This is a genomic window from Brevundimonas nasdae, from assembly GCF_016654005.1.
Taxonomy (GTDB): domain Bacteria; phylum Pseudomonadota; class Alphaproteobacteria; order Caulobacterales; family Caulobacteraceae; genus Brevundimonas; species Brevundimonas nasdae.
Genome location: NZ_JAEPWN010000001.1, coordinates 633,097 through 647,888 on the forward strand (window position 1 = coordinate 633,097; position 14,792 = coordinate 647,888).

Below are 14,792 nucleotides of genomic sequence, written 5' to 3' on the forward strand. Positions count from 1 at the left end.
GGACGCCATGTTTGAGGATCTCGAACCTCGCCCCCAGCGCGGCGAGGCGCTGACCGCATTGTCGCGGGAAGATCTGGATCTGGTTTCGGTGGGCGATCTGCAGGAGCGGATCGAGGCGCTGGAGCGTGAGATCGCGCGCAGTCGGGCGGCCATAGAGGCCAAACAATCCAAGAAGAACGCTGCAGACGCCCTGTTCAACTTCGGATCGTGAATCGTCCGTTAAGGGAAATCATGGCATGACGGTTGCAGGCTTGACGCAACAGGCGCCGTCATGGGCCCATTTCAGGACCAATCCTAGATCCGATGATGATGTCTGATACGACCCCGCACTCGGCACAGACCTCGGCGGCCGCGCTGGAGCGTGGACGCACGGTGCGTGACTTCGCGCGTTCCGAACTGTTCGACCGCACCTTCCGCGAAGGCATGGAGCTGGTCGAGGAGACGGCCGCCTATCTGGACGGCGAGGGACGGCGCGATTCCAAGATACTGTCGCGGGCTGCGGCCCTGGCCTATGCCGCCGAGAGCATGAAGCTGACCACGCGCCTGATGCAGATTGCGTCGTGGCTGCTGGTGCAGCGTGCCGTGCGCGAAGACGACATGACGCCCGAGGCGGCCTGCGCGCCGCGCTATCGTCTGAACGCCCGCAAGGTCGAGACGGAGCCCAGTCACGCCGAGCTGCCCATCGCCCTGATCGAATATGTGGTGCGTTCCGAAAAACTGTTCGACCGCGCCCTGTATCTGGACCGGCGCATGTATCTGGATGGTCAGGACGAGACGCCTGAGAACCCGGTGCTGAGCCAGTTGGGCATGCTGGAAGCGGCGTTCAGAGAGTAGAGGGCGCGATTTCCTTCTCCCGTTGGGAGAAGGTGGCCCGTGGGGTCGGACGAGGGTTCTGTTCGCCGAAGTGACGTCGCCGTCGTGACCCTCACCCTTTCACGCAAGAACGATCGCTGGCGCTCTCGTGCGTTCAAGCCCTCTCCCAATGGGAGAGGGTTGTCTTTTACGGTCCGACGTCGCTGGCGTCGCGGCGGCCGCCGTCGTCGATGGGCTTGGGCAGGTTGACGGCGATGCCCAGCGCCTGGGCCAGCTTGTCGTCTCGGCCGTAGCCGTCTTCACGGAAGGCCACGCGACCTTGACCATCCACGAAGGCGGTCCAGTACAGCAGGCGCACCGAGATTTCGCGGCCCGTGGTGACACGCGTCGTCTCGCGGCTGTCCTGGGCGGCGTCAAACTGGTTTAGCTTGGTCGGGTCGGGCGACAGCAGCAGGCGAGCGAACTCCACCGCATTCTGAACCCGGACGCAGCCGTGGCTGCGCTGGCGCATGGACAGGTTGAAGGCGCCCTTGGACGGCGTATCGTGCAGGAAGATGGCGTAGCTGTCGCGCAGTTCGAACTTCACATAGCCCAGGGCCGAGCGGGGACCGGCGCGCTGGATGACCGTGCCGTTCTGAACATACATGTCGTTGGCGGCCAGATAGCCCGGACCCTTTGGCAGGATTTCGCGGCGCGCGATGCCGGCGGGCACATACCAGGGCGGATTGGCCACGACCGAGGCGAACGGTTTTTCCAGGCTGGGCGTCTGGTTGTCGGCGGATCCCACGACGACGCGGTTGGAGTGGACCGGTTTGCCGTCCTTCCAATAGACCATGATGGCGGCGGCGGTGTTGACCTCGATCCGCTCAGGCGCGACGTCGCGCTTCAGCCAGCGGCGGCGCTCCAGGTTCAGGGCGATCTGCCGGGCGCGCGTCTCGGCGGTGGCCGACAGCGAGCGCTGGGTGCCTGCGCCGACGCGGCCGTCTGCGCCCAGGCCGTGACGAACCTGGAAGCCCTCGACCGCCTTTTGCAGTTCGGAACTGTAGGTCAGGCCCTGGGCCTTCAGGCGCGCGCCGTCAGCAGACGTCAGATCGCCCTCGGCGACCAGACGGTCGATCAGCGCGGGGATGCGACGGTCGCTGGCGTTCGGTTCGATGGTCGGACCGGCGGGGAAGGCGGGCCAGCCGCCCTGCGCCGCGATACGGCGGTAGCGGACATAGCCGGCGGACAGGTTCTGATATCCGATGTCCGTCGGGGCCAGACCTTCGAACCAGTCCAGCAGAATGTTGCGATTCAGGGCGTCCGACAGGCCGCGCGGCAGGTCGACGCGGTTCTTCTGCATCTCCCACAGGTCTTCGACCGTTTCGGGACGAACCTTACCCAGAGCCAGCGCACGGCCATAGCCGAGGGCCGCCGCCGTCGTGCGCAGATCGGACGATGCCGGGTCGGCGGCAAGGCCGACGAAATCGAAGAAGTCGCTGGAGGCCAGACCGTGACGCTCCGACCGTTGGGCGACGGCGTTCAGGGCGCGAATGCGTTCGGCGTTCCACACCGGGCGCCAGCCGTTCATTTCATAGAAGGCGCGGACATCAGGCTGTTGCGCTTGCGGCAGGCGGCCGATCTGGTCGTTGAAACTGTTGTAGAAGGCGGTCGCCTCCAGGGTCCGCTGCACATAGACCTGTTGTGCGCGCGCCGTAGAGCCGAGGGCCATGGTCGCGGTCGCGACGCCCAGACCCAGTTCCCGTCTATTCATAACCAGTCTGCTTCTCGATCAGTTCGACCCCCGTGGATCGACGCCTTGCTTTGCCTTACCCCGAACGCCCGTATGTTATCGGCGTTCCAGACAAACAAAAAGCGCCGGTCCTGCGACCGACGCTCTTCGTGACCATAATGCTGCAGTATGCCGCAGCCTTAAGGGTCTTACTTCTTGATGAAGCCGGCGAACTTGTTGTTGAAGCGCGAAACGCGGCCGCCCCGGTCCAGCAGGTGGGCGTTGCCGCCGGTCCAGGCCGGGTGCGTCGACGGGTCGATGTCGAGCGCCAGCTTGTCGCCTTCCTTACCGTAGGTCGAACGGGTCTGGTAGGTGCTGCCATCGGTCATCACGACGGTGATGAAGTGGTAGTCGGGGTGCGTGTCGGGCTTCATGGTGGCGTCCGGTCTCTGGCGCGATGACGATGCCGACCGTCTGTGCGCATGAAATGAGAAACCCGCCGATGAGGGCGGGAATGAGCGGCGGCGTTTACACCGGGGGGCGTTCCGGGGCAAGAGGCAGGCGCAATGACTGATCTTCCTCCTGCCGCATCCCATCATTCCGCCAGGGCCGAGCTGGAAGGCCGCCCCAGCGCGGGCGCTCTGCTGGCCGAACAAATGTCCGAGGCCGGCGAGAAACGCGCCAAGCGCCGCGACATCCGCCCGCTGGCGCGACTGATTCCCTATGCGTTGCGCCACAAGGGCCATGCTCTGATGGCGGTGTTCTGGCTGCTGTTGTCGACCTCGGCGTCGCTGGGGCTGACCGCGCTGGCGCGTGGGGCCATCGACCATGGGTTCGAGGCAGGCGGCGCGAACCTGAACATCTGGTTCCTGCTGCTGGGCGCCAACGCCCTGTTCCTGGGTCTGGCCACCGCCGCCCGCTATTATTACGTCACCCGCACGGGGGAGCGCGTGATCGCGGATCTGCGCAAGGGTCTGTTTGGGCGCATCCTGACGCTGGACCCGTCCTTCTACGCCCATATGCGCACGGGCGAGGTGCTGTCGCGCCTGACCACGGACATCGCCTTGGTCGAGACGCTGATGACCACGTCGGTGTCCTATGCGCTGCGCAACTTCCTGACCCTGATCGGGGGCGTGGCCCTGTTGTTCTTCGTCAGTCCCAAACTGACCGGGCTGGTGCTGCTGATCGTGCCGTTCCTCTTGGGGCCGATCTTCATCTTCGGGCGTCGGGTGCGCAAGCTGACCGTCACCTCGCAGGATCGGTTCGCTAACGCCGTAGGCTTTGCAGGCGAGAGCGTGGACGCCATCGAGACGGTGCAGGCCTTTGGCCGCGAGCGCAGCGCCATCAACCGGTTCGGCGCAGCCGTGGAGGACGCCTTCAACGCATCGCTGACCCGCATGGCCGCGCGGGCCTGGATGACGGCTCTCATCATCGTCGTCATGTTCGGCGGCGTGACCCTGGTGCTGTGGCTGGGCGCGCAGGATGTGGTCGCAGGCGTGATGTCGCCCGGTGCCCTGCTGCAGTTCGTGCTGCTGTCGGTGTTCGCGGCGGGCGCCGTGGGCGCGCTGGGTGAAAGCTGGGGCGATGTCCAGAAGGCGGCGGGCGCCATGGAGCGGATCGAGGAGCTGATGCAGGCTGTGCCCGACATCGCGCCGCCTGCTCACGCCACCGCCCTGCCTCAGCCGCCGCGCGGCGAGGTGTCGATGTCGGCGGTCGGCTTCTCCTATCCGGGACGTCCTGACCTGCCCGCGCTGAAGGGCTTCAGCCTGACTGTGCGTCCGGGCGAGACGGTGGCCTTGGTCGGGCCGTCGGGCGCGGGCAAGTCGACGGTCTTCCGTCTGCTGTTGCGCTTCTACGATCCGCAGACGGGGCTGGTGTCGGTGGACGGGGTGGATGTGCGTGAGGCCGATCCGGTCGCCGTGCGCAACCGTTTCGCCTGGGTGTCGCAGGAGACGCCGCTGTTCTCAGGCTCGGCGCTGGAGAACATCCAGTTCGGGCGCGAGGAAACGACGCTGGAAGAAGCGCGCATCGTCGCCGAGAAGGCCCAGGCGCTGGGCTTCATCGACGCCCTGCCGGAAGGCTTCAACACGCCTCTGGGCGAACGCGGCAAGAGCCTGTCGGGCGGTCAGCGTCAGCGTCTGGCCATCGCCCGCGCCCTGGTCCGCGACGCGCCGATCCTATTGCTGGATGAGGCGACCAGCGCCCTGGACGCCGAGAGCGAACGTCTGGTGCAGGTCGCACTGGATCAGGCGATGGAGGAGCGCACCACCCTGGTCATCGCCCACCGTCTGGCCACCGTGCTGCGCGCCGACCGCATCGTGGTGATGGACGACGGCCGCGTGGTCGAAGAGGGCACGCACGATCAACTGGTGGCGCAGGGCGGCCTGTATGCGCGTCTGGCGGAGCTGCAGTTCCGGGGGACGTAGGGGGCCTTAACGCAGCCCTTCGCGCGCTAGTCCGGGAAAGTCGCTGAAGATGGCGTCCACGCCTGTGTCCGCCAAATCGCGGACATAGCCCGCCATGTCGCCATGGACGGCGGGCAGGGCGTTGGAACGGTGCTCCAGCGGCAGGAAGATGTTTTCGGCGCGAACGGTCCAGACCACGATTTTCAGCCCGGCGGCGTGGGCGTCCGCCACCAGGGTGGAGGGCGCGGTGGAGCGGCCCTGGGCGTCGCGGGGCATGACCAGCGTCACATCGGGCGCGACCCAGGCGGCGTAGCGGGCGACAGCTTTCAGGCCTTCCGGCGTGATCATCCGGGCATAGGTCAGGTCGGGCCGGTCTTCGGGCGCGCCGCCCACGCCGACCAACTGCGCCAGCGGGGCCGTGATGCGACGTGACAGCCGCTCCAGCGGGCCGACTTCGAAACACTGGATGATGATCGGCGCGTCGGCGCCTGTCAGGTCCAGCCGCTCCAGTTCGGCGACGAAGGCGTCCTCCATCGGCAGACCGATCCCGGCGAAATAGGTCGGGTGTTTCAGCTCGGGTGCGACGGCGATGGTGCGACCGGTGCGCGCTGAGGCCTCACGCGCGATGGTGACCACTTCATCGAAGGTCAGGATCGGGTCGCGCTCGTCATAGGCGACGTTGCTGGTGCGGACCTGGGGCAGGCGCTCGCGGGCGCGCAGGGTCTTCAGTTCGGCCAGGGTGAAGTCTTCGGTGAACCAGCCGACGGTCACGACGCCGTCGATGGTCTTGGTCGTCTTGCGGTCGGCGAATTCCGGGCGGCTGGCCACATCTGTCGTGCCGCCGATCTCGTTTTCATGCCGGTCGATGAAGACGCCGTCCTTGGACATGACCAGATCGGGCTCGATCACGTCCGCGCCCTGTTCGATGGCCAGCTCATAGGCTGAACGCGTGTGCTCGGGCCGTTCGCCGGACGCGCCGCGATGGGCGATGATCAGGGGCTGGGCCACGGCTGGGGCTCCCGTGAACAGGATCAGGGCGGTCAGGATGGCGCGGATCATGGCCGCTGGATAGGGCCGGGACGCGACGGGGGCGTGACAGCGCCGGATGCTCTCCCTCCCCACGCAGGAGAGGGAGAGGCTTTGTGCGTCTTACGCGCCCTGCAGCACCTTGCGCAGTTGCGGGTGCAGTTCGGTGTTAGAGGCCAGGATGGTTGAGCCGGTCTTGGGATCGCCGTCGTTGTCGATGGTGGTGACGCGGCCGCCCGCCTCGGTGACGAACAGGATGCCCGCCGCTACGTCCCAGGGCTTCAGGTTGCGTTCGTAATAGGCGTCATAGCGGCCTGCGGCGACCCAGGCGAAGTCCAGGGCGGCGGAGCCCAGGCGGCGGATGCCCGCGACGCGCTGGCCCACGGCGTGAATGTCCTTGATCGCCTGGGCGTGGCCCGACTTGCCGATGAAGGGCAGGCCGGTGGCGATCAGGCTTTCGGACAGGTCGCGACGACCGGCGACACGGATGCGCTGGTCGTTGAGGTAGCAGCCCTTGCCCTTTTCGGCCCAGAACAGCTCGTTCATGACGGGGTTGTAGGTGACGCCCGCGACGATCTCGCTGGAGCCGTCAGGCGCGCGGCGCTCCAGACCCACCGTGATGGCGAAGTGGGGCATGGCGTGCATGAAGTTGGTGGTGCCGTCGATGGGGTCGACGATCCAGGTGTGCGACTTGTCGGTGCCTTCGACCATGCCGCGCTCTTCGCCCAGGAAGCCATAGCCGGGGCGGGCCTTCATCAGCAGTTCGAACAGGGTGTCTTCGGCCCGCAGGTCGGCGGCGGTGACGAAATCACCGGGGCCTTTGCGGGAGACCTGAAGCTGGGAGACTTCGCCGAAGTCGCGCATCATCGGACGGGCGGTCTTGCGGACCGCATCGGTCATGACTTGAAGAAGGGCGGAGGCGAGAGCCATGGGGGAATCTCCTGGTCCGCATGTCCTGACAAGGCCCATTCTGATTGAGATGGGGGCCCGGAGATGCGGAGAAGTTCAAGAAAGGAAACGGCCCCCGAAGGGGCCGTGGGACGTCTTAGTCTGCGCGGCGGACGTATTCGCCGGTCGCCGTATCGACGACGATCTTCTCACCCGCCGACATATAGGGCGGGATCATGATGCGCACGCCGTTGTTGGCGATGGCGGGCTTGTAGGACGACGAAGCCGTCTGGCCCTTAACGGTCGGCTCGGTTTCGGCGACTTCCAGAACCACCTGGTCCGGCAGCTCCAGGCCGATGGGGCGGTCCTCATGCGACTCGATGATGACCTTCATGCCTTCCTGCAGGTAGGGGATGCGCTCTTCGCCGACCCAGCCCTTTTGCAGTTCGATCTGCTCGTAGGACTCGTCGTCCATGAAGACCAGGCTGTCGCCGTTGTCGAACAGGTAGGAGTAGTCGCGCTGCTCAAGCGTGACGCGCTCGACCTTGTCTTCCGACCGGAAGCGCTCGTTCAGCTTGTTGCCGGTTTCGAGGTTCTTGGCCTCGACGTTGGCGAAGGCGCCGCCCTTGCCGGGCTTGACGTGGCTGGCCTTGGTCACGACCCACAGGCCGCCATTGTGCTGCAGGACCATGCCGGGCTTGATGGTGTTGCCGTTGATCTTCATGGGGTCACATCGGAATTGGGGTTGCGCTCACGCAGCCGGTCCGGAGCGTGGCGAAGGGCGCGACCCGTAAAGGAAGCCCCGCAAAAGCACAATACGGGCTGGCTTAATGCAGGGTGCGGAACCGCTCGCCGACCTGGCTGGCCTTGCGATGGATGTAGTTGCTGACGCGGACCCCGGCGCCTGTGGGCGCGGCCATCTTGCCGGCGCCCTCATTCAGCTTGCGGGCCTCATGGGCGAAGGCGGCGGCCAGACCGGCGGAGGACATGGCCGCGAATACCTGTTTCCACATCGACGCGGGACGCAGCCCCAGCCAGACTGCATTCACCGTCTGGGCGGCGGCCCACAGGCCAAGGGCTGCGGTGCGTTCACGGGCGGGCGGCGCGTTCCAGACCCGAACCGCTGATAATGTGGTGGCGGAAAAGACGGCGGGCAGGATCAGGCTGAAGGCGCCCTGCGGCTTTTCGGTAATGGGCAGGTCGCGATTGCGGAAACGCTTCAGCGACCGCTTTGGCCTCAATGCGCCCGAGGCGATGCCGCTCGCCAGAAGGGCGAAGCCCGCCGTGATGATGATGCCCGCCACGACATGGCTGGCGCTGCGGCCCTCGCTGTTCAGAAAGTCCGTCGCCGCATCGCGCACGTCGTCGATGGCTTCGTCGATGTCAGTCATGGTCCGCTCCAGCTTAGCCCCAGGAATGTCCTGCAAAAGCAAATGGCCGGAGCGGACCAGGGTTCCCTCAGCCGCCGGTCGCGGCGCCGTCGGTGACGATTTCCTTCATGGCGGACTGCAGATAGTTCTGCGCGCCCATCAGTTCGATCAGCTTGTGCTGGTTCTCGAGGAAATCGATGTGCTCCTCGGTGTCGTTGAGGATCTTCATCAGCAGATCACGGCTGACATAGTCGCGGGTCTCTTCACACTGGGTCACGGCGGCGGCGGTCGTGGCGCGGCTGTCGATCTCCAGCTGCAGGTCGGCGCCCAGGCATTCGATGGGGTCTTCGCCGACCTTCAGCTTGTGCAGGTCCTGCAGGTTGGGCAGGCCGTCCAGGAAGAGGATGCGTTTGATCAGCATGTCGGCGTGCTTCATCTCGCCGATCGATTCTTCGTAGATCACGTTGCCAAGGTGCGACAGGCCCCAGCTTTCGAACATGCGCGCATGCAGGAAATACTGGTTCACGGCCGTCAGTTCGTTGGTCAGCACTGCGTTCAGCGTGCGGATGATTGCGGGGTCGCCCTTCATGGCCATGGTCCTTGGTCTCGCCACGGCGTCTTCGCCGTTTGTTGAGCGATGCAATACCACAGTAAAACCCGCGTTGTTTATTTGCGAGTTTTTATCAGTACATTGATAGTGCGAGTGATTTTCGCCCGCGATGGGCGGCGCTGACTACTCGGCTGCGAGTGCGAATGCTTCGCGGCTGTCTTGGATCATCTGGCGCATTTCGCAGACGCACTTGGCGCACTGGGCCTGGCATTGGTGGCTGGCGAAAATATCGCGCGGGCGGCAGGCGCCAGCCTCGATCGACTGGGCGACATCACGCTTGCGAAGGCCATTGCAGTTGCAGACGTACACGAGGGTTCTACGCGATCCACTGACTGAGAATGGTTCGCTATAGCATTCCTTAAGGCGATTGCAAGTCGTTCTCAGGCTTGGGCCGTTGACGGATCGTCGCGGGAGAGGGAAGGACGGGCATGGCCAGAACTCCCACCGTCCCCGACCGTCCGCCCTGCCGACTGTATCTGATCACGCCGCCGTCGATCCCCGATCTCGACGCCTTTGCTGCGACGCTGGACCAGGCATTGGCCGCCGGCGACGTGGCGGCTTTGCAGATCAGGCTGAAGCCCGCCGATGACGCGGCCATCCGCGCGGCGGTCGAGGTGCTGGCGCCCATCGCGCGACGGCATGACGTGGCCGTATTGCTGAACGACCGGCCCGATCTGGCCAAGGCGACGGGCTGCGACGGCGTTCATATCGGCCAGGAAGACGGATCTCTGGCCGAGGCGCGGCGCATTCTGGGGCCGGACGCCATGATCGGCGTCACCTGCCATGATGACCGCGACCTGGCCTGGGACGCAGCGGAAGGCGGGGCTGACTATGTGGCCTTTGGCGCCTTTTATCCGACCGACACCAAGGAGACGGTCCATCGCCCGCCTCTGGAGCTTCTGACTGTCTGGCAGGAGACGGTCGAGGTGCCTTGCGTCGCCATCGGCGGCATCACCATCGATAATGCGGCGGAGGTCGCCAGGGCGGGCGCGGACTTCATCGCCGTCAGCGCGGGCGTGTGGAGGCATCCCAAGGGCGCAGCCTTTGCGGTTGCAGCGTTCAACCTATTGGTGAATCCTTAGTTTCAGGGGATATTAGGAACCTCTCCTATAGTCTCGGCCGTCAGTTCCAGTCCGAGATTATCGCCATGAGCCGTGCGCTCGACATCGAAACGGGCGCCGCGCGAAAGTCTGATGCGCAGGCGCAGCCGCGTCGGGCCGTCAGGGACGAGGGCCGCGACGCCGTCCGCACCTTTGAACACCCGTTGACCTTGATCGCCACCGGGCTGATCGTCGCCATCCTGATCGTGCTGTCGATCATGTTCACGCGTTCGTCGGGACTGGTTGCGGGTCTTTGGGGCGGGGGCGGCGTCGCCATCGCCATCTGGCTGAGAAACAGCAGCAGCCGAAAGGAAGACGCCGCCTTCATCGCGGTCCTGACGATCAGCATGCTGATCGGCGAAATACTGGCCGGCAATGCGCCCGGTTACGCCCTGTTGTTCGCCTTCGCCAATATTTTGGAGATCACCGTCGCCGTCGTGCTGGCGCGTCGCATCGCGCCTGGGCAGAATATGTCGAGCGCCACCATGTCCGGGCGTTTCGTGTTTGCAGCGGCCCTGATCGCACCGATCCCGGCGGGAATCCTGATCTCCAGCGTCCTGACCCTGAGCGGGCAGGGTGGTTTCCTGGCCAACTTCCAGACGTGGTGGTTCGGCCATGCGATGGGGATCGCCATTCTGGGCTGTCTGGGTCTGGCGGTGACGCGCGCCAGTCTGGCGCGGTTGATGCGCCCGGCGCGCCTGATCGAGTTCTGCGCCCTGATGATGGCCATCGGCGTGGTCTATACCGCCATCTATGACGGGCAGCTGACGTTTGGTTTCGTGTTGCTGCCGCTGCTGATGCTGGCGTCGGCGCGGCTGGGCGTGATCGGCGCGGCGACCAGTCTGTTGATCGTCGCCGTTCTGGCGGTCGGATCGGCGATGAACGGCATGGGGCCCTATCTGCGTGACGAGGCGGTGGCGGAACAGGTCCTGGCCGCGCAGTTGCTGGTGCTGATCGGCTATGTGCCCATGATCCTGCTGGCCTCATTGCTGGAAGACCGTAATCGGCTGGCGGCGCGGGCGAAGGCGGGGCAGGCGCGGGCTGAGCGCGTATCGGAAGCCAAGTCACGCCTGCTGGCCAACGTGGCCCACGAGATCAAGAGCCCCGTCGCGGGCATCATCGGCATCGGCGATCTGTGGAAGAACGGGCAACTGGGCGCCATCACGCCGCAGCAGGCCGAGATGGCGGACATGCTGGTGCGCACGGCGCGCGAGGTAGAGGCTCTGGCGCATGACCTGCTGGATGTCGCCCGGGCCGAGGCAGGAGCGATCAAGGTGGACGTGCGGCCCACGGATGTTGCGGGCCTGCTGGAGGATACGCGCCGCGCCGCCCTGTTGCGTCCCGAGGCCCGCGATCTGACCATTGATATTGAGGCCGAGGGCGAGGCGCTGACGGTGCTGGCGGATTCCCAGCGTCTGGCCCAGGTGATCGGAAATCTGACCTCCAACGCCCTGAAATACGGCGCATCGGGCGGGCGGGTCGTTCTGCGCGCCGCCCGGTCGGGCGAAGGCGTGAGGATCGAGGTGGTGGACTTCGGCCCGGGGCTGAGCGTCGAGAAACAGGCTCAATTGTTCGAACCCTTCAACCGCCTGGGGCTGGAGCGTTCCAGCATCGAGGGTCACGGCGTGGGCCTGGCCCTGGCAAAGCGCCTGGTCGAACTGCAGCAGGGAACAATCGGCGTCGTGTCCGAGCCAGGCGAGGGCGCGGCCTTCTGGGTGCTGATGCCCAAGGCCTGATACGCTCTTGCCGTCAGCGCGTGTGAGCGTAATGGTCGGCGCATGTCGATGATCGCACTCGCCGCCGCCGCCCTGTTGTCCGGGCAGACGATCCCGCCCGCCCAGCGTCCGGGATCGGATCTGACGCGCGATCTGAACAGCCTGCCGCCGTCGGCTTCGACCGCTGCAGCACCGCCGCCGGTTCAGCAGTCGGCGCCTGCACCGGTTTCGCCCGCTGTGCGGCCCGCACCCGCGCCCGCTGCCACAGCGCCGACATCTCGACCTGTGACGCCTGCGCCTCAGACGCCCAGGCCCGCAGCCGCCGCTGCGCCGGCGTCATCGCTGACCCATGATCTGAACAGTTTGCCGCCGTCAGCGACGCGGCCGACCGCTGCAGCGCCGACGGCAGCGGCCCCGCCCGCCAGCACGCCTGCGACACCGGTGACTTCAGCGACGGCGACTCCTGCACAGGCTAGGCCTACCGCCGCCCCGCCGCGTCAGGCTGCACCTGCGCCGACGCCAACCGTGACGCCGCCTGCAACTGCTCCGGCGACGCCTGCTGCGACAGGCCCCAGTTTAAGGCCGACGCCGCCCGCCGCTGTGCCGCCTCGTCCGGCGACGGCGTCGCCCGTTGCGACACCAGCGCCCGCTCAGAGCCCTGCACCGGTCCCACCTCAAGCGGCGTCGCCAGCAACGAACCCGGCGACGGCGGCGCGCGCCCTGACGCCTGCTGAGATTGCGGCCCTGCCGTTCTCGGTCGATCTGCAGAGCGGATTCAGCATCGTGCGCATGCCTGCCGGGACGGACGGGAACGTCTATTCCGTGCGGCGGGGCGCCCAGACTCTGCTGATGATCTATGCGGGACCGGCGTCGCAGTTTCCGATCTATGACGGCGAGCAGGTCTATGCGGCCGGCCGCGCCTCCATCGTCGTGACAGAGGGCGGGCGACGCCTGGCGCTGGAGCATCTGTTCCAACGCCAGACCGCCCCACGTGAAATCCACGTCTGGGTCGCCAGCGTTGAAGGTGCTGACCGGGACCTGGCTGAACGGATCGGCCAGTCGGTCGACCTGCGCTAGAGGCTAGGTCTCGGACCAGACGGCCATTTCGGTTCCCGCCGGATCAGCAAAGTGGAAACGACGCCCGCCGGGGAAGCTGTAGATCGGCTTCAGCACCGTGCCGCCCGCAGCCTCGACCTTGGCCTGCATGGCTTCAAGATCGTGGGCGTAAAGGACGGGCAGGGGCGTCTTCGTGCGCTCGGCGTCCGCGTCGAAGCCGCCGTCCAGCCCCTGATCAAAGGCCGCGTAGGTCGGGCCGTAATCCACGAAGGTCCAGCCGAACGCCTTGGTGTAAAAGTCCTTGGTCTGGGCCAGGTCGGTCGCGGGCAGTTCGAGATAGTCCAGCTTGCCGTCTTCACGCACGGTTGATCTCCTGAGGTTTACGCCACCGACCATCCCCTCTTGCACGCAGCCGAAACATGCGCAAACCTGCAAACGGTTCGCAGTTGCAGGAGTCGATCCATGATCGTGATGACGACAGGACTGTCGGGCCTGATGGCCCTGATGCGCCAGGATGAACGGCCCGTGGAGAGCCGGTCGGCGCCGGAAGCCTATCGCCCGTCCAGCCTGCGGCCCAGCACAACGACGTCCTGCCGCTCCAGGCCCAGCCGCTCGTAAAAGCCCAGCGCCGCGGCATTGTCCGCGCGCACCATCAGTTGAAGTTTCGGCGCACCCTGAGCTTTCAGCCAGGCTTCCGCCGCCGTCATCAGCAGGCGGCCCAGACCCGCGCCCCGATACGCGGGATCGACCGCCAGATAATAGACCCAGCCCCGGTGTCCTTCGAACCCGGTCATGACCGTGCCGATGATCCGGTCGTCATCCGTCGCCACCAGAATGGCGGAGGTCGCGGTGTCGCGCGCCAGGCGCAGGTCCTGCGCCGGATCATTCCACGGTCGGGTCAGGTCGCAGGCGGACCACAGGGCGATGACGGCGGCTTCGTCGCCATCGGAGATGGGGCGGATCAGGTTCATCCGACCTGGGCGCGGTGCCTCAGGAAGGCGTCAGCCAGGACACAGGCGGCCATGGCCTCGACCACCGGAACGGCGCGCAGGGCGACGCAGGGGTCGTGGCGGCCCTTGGTGCGCAGATCGGTTTCCTCGCCGTCGCGGGTGATGGTCTGGCGCGTGGTCAGGATGGACGAGGTCGGCTTGAACGCCACCCGCGCCGTGACCGGCTGGCCCGTCGAGATGCCGCCCAGCACGCCGCCCGCCTTGTTGGACAGGAAGACCGCCTGCCTGTTCAGGTCCAGACGCATTTCGTCGGCGTTTTCTTCGCCGGACAGTTCGGCGGCGCCGAAGCCCGCGCCGATCTCGACACCCTTGGCCGCATTGATCGACATCAGGGCGGCGGCCAGCTCAGAGTCCAGCTTGCCGTACAGCGGCGCGCCCCAGCCAGCGGGAACGCCCGTGACTTCTAACGCGACGATGGCGCCGATGGATGAGCCAGCCTTGCGGACGCCGTCCAGATAGGCCTCCCACTCGGGCACGACGGCGGTCGATGCGGCGAACAGCGGATTGGTGTGAACGGCCTCGAAGTCGATCTGGTCGGCCTCGATCCTGTGCGGGCCGATCTGGACCACGCCTGCGCGGATCTTGACGCCGTCGCCCAGAAGCTTGCGGGCCACGGCGCCGGCCGCCACGCGGCTGGCCGTCTCACGCGCCGAGGAGCGTCCGCCGCCACGATAGTCGCGCACGCCGTATTTGGCCTGATAGGCATAATCGGCGTGGCCGGGGCGATAGGCGCGGGCGATCTCGCCATAATCCTTGGACCGCTGGTCCTCGTTCTGGATCATGATCGAGATGGGCGTTCCGGTGGTCACCGGGCCGTCGCCGTCGTCGAACACGCCCGACAGGATGCGGGCTGTGTCGCTTTCCTGGCGCTGGGTCACGAAGCGCGAGCCGCCGGGCTTGCGCTGGTCCAGCCAGGGCTGAAGGTCGGCTTCGGTCAGGGGGATCAGCGACGGGCAGCCGTCGACGACGCAGCCGATGGCCGGGCCGTGGCTCTCGCCCCAGGTGGTCACGCGAAACAGATGGCCGAAGGTATTGTGCGACATGGGGCCGACTTAGAGCATGATCGTTTCAGACGGAACTGCTGATGG

General features: G+C 66.2%; 17 protein-coding genes. 6 read left to right on the forward strand and 11 right to left on the reverse strand.

Going from position 1 to position 14,792, the window contains the following annotated elements; translation table 11 throughout:
• The first annotated feature begins 7 nt into the window (after positions 1–7).
• A complete protein-coding gene (locus tag JKF87_RS03065) occupies positions 8–211 on the forward strand; it encodes a DUF1192 domain-containing protein (RefSeq protein ID WP_109348180.1) in 204 nt (67 codons plus the stop codon).
• 92 nt (positions 212–303) lie between these two features.
• A complete protein-coding gene (rcdA, locus tag JKF87_RS03070; RefSeq protein WP_370874281.1) occupies positions 304–834 on the forward strand; it encodes a protease adaptor protein RcdA in 531 nt (176 codons plus the stop codon).
• A gap of 166 nt (positions 835–1,000) precedes the next feature.
• On the opposite strand, the gene JKF87_RS03075 is transcribed toward rcdA, so the two are convergent.
• Together JKF87_RS03075 and rpmE are read right to left on the reverse strand one after the other, a co-directional pair.
• Positions 1,001–2,566, reverse strand: a complete 1,566-nt coding sequence (locus tag JKF87_RS03075; RefSeq protein ID WP_201097094.1) for a L,D-transpeptidase family protein — start codon at positions 2,564–2,566, stop codon at positions 1,001–1,003.
• 167 nt (positions 2,567–2,733) lie between these two features.
• The gene (gene rpmE, locus JKF87_RS03080; RefSeq protein WP_201097096.1) at positions 2,734–2,958 is read right to left on the reverse strand and encodes a 50S ribosomal protein L31; all 225 of its coding nucleotides are present in this window, start codon (positions 2,956–2,958) and stop codon (positions 2,734–2,736) included.
• A gap of 132 nt (positions 2,959–3,090) precedes the next feature.
• On the opposite strand from rpmE, the gene JKF87_RS03085 reads away from it, so the two are divergent.
• A complete protein-coding gene (locus JKF87_RS03085; RefSeq protein WP_201097098.1) occupies positions 3,091–4,950 on the forward strand; it encodes an ABC transporter transmembrane domain-containing protein in 1,860 nt (619 codons plus the stop codon).
• Positions 4,951–4,956: 6 nt separating this feature from the next.
• On the opposite strand, the gene JKF87_RS03090 is transcribed toward JKF87_RS03085, so the two are convergent.
• The 6 genes from JKF87_RS03090 to JKF87_RS18240 form a co-directional block, all read right to left on the reverse strand.
• The gene (locus tag JKF87_RS03090) at positions 4,957–5,988 is read right to left on the reverse strand and encodes a glycerophosphodiester phosphodiesterase (protein WP_201097101.1); all 1,032 of its coding nucleotides are present in this window, start codon (positions 5,986–5,988) and stop codon (positions 4,957–4,959) included.
• 90 nt (positions 5,989–6,078) lie between these two features.
• Positions 6,079–6,885 (reverse strand): inositol monophosphatase family protein, encoded by an 807-nt coding sequence (locus tag JKF87_RS03095; protein WP_201097103.1) that lies wholly within the window; start codon positions 6,883–6,885, stop codon positions 6,079–6,081.
• Between the two features lie 115 nt (positions 6,886–7,000).
• Positions 7,001–7,567, reverse strand: coding sequence for an elongation factor P (gene efp, locus JKF87_RS03100; protein WP_201097105.1), 567 nt, complete (start codon positions 7,565–7,567; stop codon positions 7,001–7,003).
• A gap of 103 nt (positions 7,568–7,670) precedes the next feature.
• Positions 7,671–8,234 (reverse strand): tryptophan-rich sensory protein, encoded by a 564-nt coding sequence (locus tag JKF87_RS03105; RefSeq protein ID WP_201097107.1) that lies wholly within the window; start codon positions 8,232–8,234, stop codon positions 7,671–7,673.
• Positions 8,235–8,301: 67 nt separating this feature from the next.
• Entirely contained in the window at positions 8,302–8,802 is a 501-nt protein-coding gene (gene bfr / locus JKF87_RS03110) for a bacterioferritin (protein WP_201097109.1), read from the reverse strand.
• Positions 8,803–8,946: 144 nt separating this feature from the next.
• Entirely contained in the window at positions 8,947–9,132 is a 186-nt protein-coding gene (locus JKF87_RS18240) for a (2Fe-2S)-binding protein (RefSeq protein WP_244999607.1), read from the reverse strand.
• A gap of 119 nt (positions 9,133–9,251) precedes the next feature.
• Between JKF87_RS18240 and thiE the strand changes: the two genes are divergently transcribed.
• The 3 genes from thiE (at position 9,252) to JKF87_RS03125 (ending at position 12,715) form a co-directional block, all read left to right on the forward strand.
• A complete protein-coding gene (gene thiE / locus JKF87_RS03115) occupies positions 9,252–9,905 on the forward strand; it encodes a thiamine phosphate synthase (protein WP_201097111.1) in 654 nt (217 codons plus the stop codon).
• A 65-nt stretch (positions 9,906–9,970) separates the two neighbouring features.
• Positions 9,971–11,659 carry a sensor histidine kinase gene (locus JKF87_RS03120; RefSeq protein ID WP_201097113.1) on the forward strand — a complete coding sequence of 563 codons (1,689 nt, stop codon included), beginning with the start codon at positions 9,971–9,973 and terminating at the stop codon, positions 11,657–11,659.
• A 48-nt stretch (positions 11,660–11,707) separates the two neighbouring features.
• A complete protein-coding gene (locus tag JKF87_RS03125) occupies positions 11,708–12,715 on the forward strand; it encodes a hypothetical protein (RefSeq protein WP_201097114.1) in 1,008 nt (335 codons plus the stop codon).
• 3 nt (positions 12,716–12,718) lie between these two features.
• Here JKF87_RS03125 and JKF87_RS03130 read toward each other — a convergent pair whose 3' ends face one another.
• The 3 genes from JKF87_RS03130 to aroC form a co-directional block, all read right to left on the reverse strand.
• The gene (locus tag JKF87_RS03130) at positions 12,719–13,057 is read right to left on the reverse strand and encodes a VOC family protein (RefSeq protein ID WP_201097115.1); all 339 of its coding nucleotides are present in this window, start codon (positions 13,055–13,057) and stop codon (positions 12,719–12,721) included.
• A gap of 188 nt (positions 13,058–13,245) precedes the next feature.
• On the reverse strand, positions 13,246–13,665 hold the full coding sequence (locus tag JKF87_RS03135; protein ID WP_201097116.1) for a GNAT family acetyltransferase: 420 nt from the start codon (positions 13,663–13,665) through the stop codon (positions 13,246–13,248).
• On the reverse strand, positions 13,662–14,747 hold the full coding sequence (aroC, locus tag JKF87_RS03140; protein ID WP_201097119.1) for a chorismate synthase: 1,086 nt from the start codon (positions 14,745–14,747) through the stop codon (positions 13,662–13,664). The genes JKF87_RS03135 and aroC overlap by 4 nt, the downstream gene beginning before the upstream one ends.
• Positions 14,748–14,792: the final 45 nt, after the last annotated feature.

Excerpts from the sequence above, each read along its gene's own strand:
- rcdA (WP_370874281.1), top strand. The coding sequence starts at position 304 with ATGATGATGTCTGATACGACCCCGCACTCGGCACAGACCTCGGCGGCC.
- JKF87_RS03090 (WP_201097101.1), bottom strand. The coding sequence starts at position 5,988 with ATGATCCGCGCCATCCTGACCGCCCTGATCCTGTTCACGGGAGCCCCA.
- rpmE (WP_201097096.1), bottom strand. The coding sequence starts at position 2,958 with ATGAAGCCCGACACGCACCCCGACTACCACTTCATCACCGTCGTGATG.
- JKF87_RS03105 (WP_201097107.1), bottom strand. The coding sequence starts at position 8,234 with ATGACTGACATCGACGAAGCCATCGACGACGTGCGCGATGCGGCGACG.
- JKF87_RS03120 (WP_201097113.1), top strand. The coding sequence starts at position 9,971 with ATGAGCCGTGCGCTCGACATCGAAACGGGCGCCGCGCGAAAGTCTGAT.
- JKF87_RS03095 (WP_201097103.1), bottom strand. The coding sequence starts at position 6,885 with ATGGCTCTCGCCTCCGCCCTTCTTCAAGTCATGACCGATGCGGTCCGC.
- JKF87_RS03125 (WP_201097114.1), top strand. The coding sequence starts at position 11,708 with ATGATCGCACTCGCCGCCGCCGCCCTGTTGTCCGGGCAGACGATCCCG.
- thiE (WP_201097111.1), top strand. The coding sequence starts at position 9,252 with ATGGCCAGAACTCCCACCGTCCCCGACCGTCCGCCCTGCCGACTGTAT.
- JKF87_RS03075 (WP_201097094.1), bottom strand. The coding sequence starts at position 2,566 with ATGAATAGACGGGAACTGGGTCTGGGCGTCGCGACCGCGACCATGGCC.
- JKF87_RS03135 (WP_201097116.1), bottom strand. The coding sequence starts at position 13,665 with ATGAACCTGATCCGCCCCATCTCCGATGGCGACGAAGCCGCCGTCATC.
- efp (WP_201097105.1), bottom strand. The coding sequence starts at position 7,567 with ATGAAGATCAACGGCAACACCATCAAGCCCGGCATGGTCCTGCAGCAC.
- JKF87_RS03085 (WP_201097098.1), top strand. The coding sequence starts at position 3,091 with ATGACTGATCTTCCTCCTGCCGCATCCCATCATTCCGCCAGGGCCGAG.
- JKF87_RS03065 (WP_109348180.1), top strand. The coding sequence starts at position 8 with ATGTTTGAGGATCTCGAACCTCGCCCCCAGCGCGGCGAGGCGCTGACC.
- bfr (WP_201097109.1), bottom strand. The coding sequence starts at position 8,802 with ATGAAGGGCGACCCCGCAATCATCCGCACGCTGAACGCAGTGCTGACC.
- aroC (WP_201097119.1), bottom strand. The coding sequence starts at position 14,747 with ATGTCGCACAATACCTTCGGCCATCTGTTTCGCGTGACCACCTGGGGC.